General features: G+C 70.1%; 4 protein-coding genes and 1 pseudogene. 3 read left to right on the top strand and 2 right to left on the bottom strand.

Annotation, left to right across the window (positions count from 1 at the left end; all coding sequences use genetic code 11):
• Nucleotides 1-117, bottom strand: a pseudogene (locus tag ACTS11_RS19770) (malate dehydrogenase); the annotation flags it as partial.
• 159 nt (nucleotides 118-276) lie between these two features.
• Here ACTS11_RS19770 and ACTS11_RS19765 point away from each other — a divergent pair.
• Nucleotides 277-1,038: a sulfite exporter TauE/SafE family protein gene (locus ACTS11_RS19765; RefSeq protein ID WP_442641998.1), complete on the top strand. Its 762-nt coding sequence runs from the start codon at nucleotides 277-279 to the stop codon at nucleotides 1,036-1,038.
• On the opposite strand, the gene ACTS11_RS19760 is transcribed toward ACTS11_RS19765, so the two are convergent.
• Nucleotides 1,035-1,352: a hypothetical protein gene (locus ACTS11_RS19760; protein ID WP_442641997.1), complete on the bottom strand. Its 318-nt coding sequence runs from the start codon at nucleotides 1,350-1,352 to the stop codon at nucleotides 1,035-1,037. The genes ACTS11_RS19765 and ACTS11_RS19760 overlap by 4 nt on opposite strands.
• Nucleotides 1,353-1,621: 269 nt before the next feature.
• Here ACTS11_RS19760 and ACTS11_RS19755 point away from each other — a divergent pair, with 269 nt between their 5' ends.
• Both ACTS11_RS19755 and ACTS11_RS19750 read left to right on the top strand, forming a co-directional pair.
• Nucleotides 1,622-2,488 (top strand): HpcH/HpaI aldolase/citrate lyase family protein, encoded by an 867-nt coding sequence (locus ACTS11_RS19755; protein ID WP_442641996.1) that lies wholly within the window; start codon nucleotides 1,622-1,624, stop codon nucleotides 2,486-2,488.
• On the top strand, nucleotides 2,488-2,800 hold a 313-nt coding region (locus tag ACTS11_RS19750; protein ID WP_442641995.1), incomplete at its 3' end, for an NnrU family protein. The genes ACTS11_RS19755 and ACTS11_RS19750, both read left to right, overlap by 1 nt.

Raw genomic sequence — 2,800 nt, 5'->3', positions numbered from 1 at the left:
GGTGCCCTCGGCGATGTCGAAGAGGACGACGTCGCCCAGTTCCTTCAGCGCGGCGAGATGGGCGAGCGTGCCACCGATCTGTCCGGCGCCGATCAGCGCGATCTTGGGTCTGGCCATGAGATTGATCTCCAAGTCCCTCGTTGGTATCGGCGCTTGGGGTAGCCGCGCCCCGCGCCCCGCGCAAGCCCTGCGCAAGCGCGGCGGAAAGCCCCATGGGGCGCGTGCCGAACGCCCCTTGGGTGCAAGGCTCTGGCAAGTCTGGCGAAAGGAGAGGCCGTGCTCGACGGTTGGGTGTTCGCGCTCGCGGCGATGGCGGCGCTTCTGGCGGGAATCTCGAAGGGCGGCTTCGGCGGCTCGCTCGGCTTCGCCAGCTCCGCGATTCTCGCGGTGGTGGTGGAGCCGGGGGTGGCGCTCGCCCTGATGCTGCCGGTGCTCATGGCGATCGACGTGGCGGCGGTGCGCGCCTATTGGGGCAAATGGCACGCGCCCTCGGCGCGCGCCATCCTGATCGGATCTTTGCCGGGACTGGCGCTCGGGGCTATTCTCCTGTCGGTCGTGTCCGACGACGCGATCCGCGTGCTGATCGGCGGGATCGCGGCGGCCTTCGTCATCTACCGGGTGGCGATGACGCGGGGATGGATCGCGCCCCGCCCCCGCCCCTTCGACGCGCGCAAGGGCTGGGCGGCGGGAACCGCCGTGGGCTTCACGAGCTTCGTGGCCCATGCGGGCGGGCCGCCCTTCGCCGTCTTCATGCTCGGGCAGGACGGCATCGGCAAGACCGACTACCACGCCACCTCGGTGATTGTCTTCTGGGTGGTGAACGCGCTGAAGGCGGTGATCTACACGCTGATCGGCCTCTTCTCGCTGTCGACGCTCGGCGCCTCGGCCGCGATCATCCCGTTCGCGCTGGTCGGAACCTTCATCGGCGTGCGGGCCCATGCCGTGATCCCCGAGCGCGCCTTCTTCGCCGTGGCATACGTGGCGCTGGTGCTGACGGGGCTGAAGCTCCTCTGGGACGGGCTCGGGCTCGGCGGCTAGGTCGGCTCGCCCTCCGGTGCGGGAGGAACGGCTTCGTAGTGCTGTCCCGTGGCGATGAGGCAGGTGATCCCCGAAGGCGAGGTCACGGCGATGGTCCAGGTCCCGGTCTCCCGGGAGGCGAAGATCTCGAGGATGCGGTTGTCGGCGGCGAGGCCGATGCCGCGCAGCGTTTCGCCGTAGCGCGACGCAAGGCGCTCCACGACCTGCGCGCGGAGCCCGCAGGCCGACTGCGCCTCGGCGCGGGAGGGAAGGATCGCCGCGACGACGAAGGCCGCGAGGAGGGCGGTGAAGATCCGGCGAGATGTGTCAGTCATGCGTGCCGTCCTGCGCTGGAGAAGCGCGCGCGGCGGCCCCGCCGAGCGGCGCCGGGCGCGCGTCTCGGTGGGGGCCGTCCCTGCGATCGGAGGACGGCGACTCCGGCAGACTGCCATGGAGAAGGTTAACGCGACATGAAGCCCGACATGGTGTCCGGCTTCGCATGCGCAACAATCTTCTTCTGCAGCGCGGCAATTCGGAACTTGATTTCGCGCGCCGCCCATGTTTTCCCAGCCGCCACCCAGAGTCTGCCACGACGGAGGCACCCATGGATCATCGCGCGCGGCCCTTCCGCTCGGTCCTCTACATCCCCGGATCGAAGCCGCGGGCGCTGGAGAAGGCGCGCGGCATTCCCTGCGACGCGATCATCTTCGACCTCGAGGACGCCGTCTCGGCCGAGGAGAAGCCCGCCGCCCGGACGTTGCTGGCCCAGACGCTGGCCGGGGGCGGATACGGGCCCCGCGGACAGATCGTGCGGATCAACGGGCTCGACACCGAATGGGGCGCGGAGGATCTCGACACGCTTGCCGCCGCGCGGCCTCAGGCGATCCTCCTGCCCAAGGTGAACGGCGCCGCCGACATCGAGGCGCTGGCCCGCCGGCTCGACGCGCGGCCCGGGACGGAGGAAACCGCCATCTGGGCGATGATGGAGACGCCCGCGGGCATCCTCAACGCCGCCGCCATCGCCGCCGCGCCGCGCATGGCGGGCTTCGTGATGGGCACCAACGACCTCGCCAAGGAGCTCGGCAGCCGCACGCGCGCCGCGATGACGACCTCGCTCCAGCTCTGCCTGCTGGCCGCGCGCGCCTATGGCCTTGTCTGCGTCGACGGCGTCTACAACGCCTTCCGCGATGAGGATGGCCTGCGCGCCGAATGCGCCGAGGGGCGCGACTTCGGCTTCGACGGCAAGACGCTGATCCACCCCGCGCAGGTCGAGATCGCCAACGCCGCCTTCGCCCCGTCGGAGGAGGAGGTCGCCCTCGCCCGCCGCCAGATCGCCGCGTACGAGGAGGCCGTCCGGGAGGGACAAGGCGTCGCGGTCGTGGACGGCAGGATCGTCGAGAACTTGCATGTCGACACCGCCCGCGCGACGCTCGCCCGAGCTGAGGCGATCGCGGCACTGGAGGCGGCCTGATGGGATATGTTCTGCTGATACTGGGCATTGCGCTCTGGGCGGGAGCCCACTGGTTCAAGCGGCTGGCGCCGGCCCGGCGCGCCAAGATGGGCGACGCCGGCAAGGGGCTCGTGGCGCTTCTGCTGGTCGCGTCGATCGTCCTCATGGTCATCGGCTACCGCAGCGCGACGGTGGTGCAGGTCTGGTTCCCGCCGATGTTCATGGTGCACATCGCGAACCTCCTGGTGCTGATCGGCTTCTGGTTCTTCGCGCTCTCGGCGATCCCTGGAAAGCTGTCGGCCAAGGTCCGGCACAAGCAGCTGACCGGCGTGA

The sequence above is a fragment of the Roseicyclus sp. genome (assembly GCF_052168335.1).
GTDB lineage: Bacteria > Pseudomonadota > Alphaproteobacteria > Rhodobacterales > Rhodobacteraceae > Roseibacterium.
The sequence above is the reverse complement of the archived record's forward strand: the minus strand, read 5'-3'. Positions and strand labels throughout refer to the sequence as shown.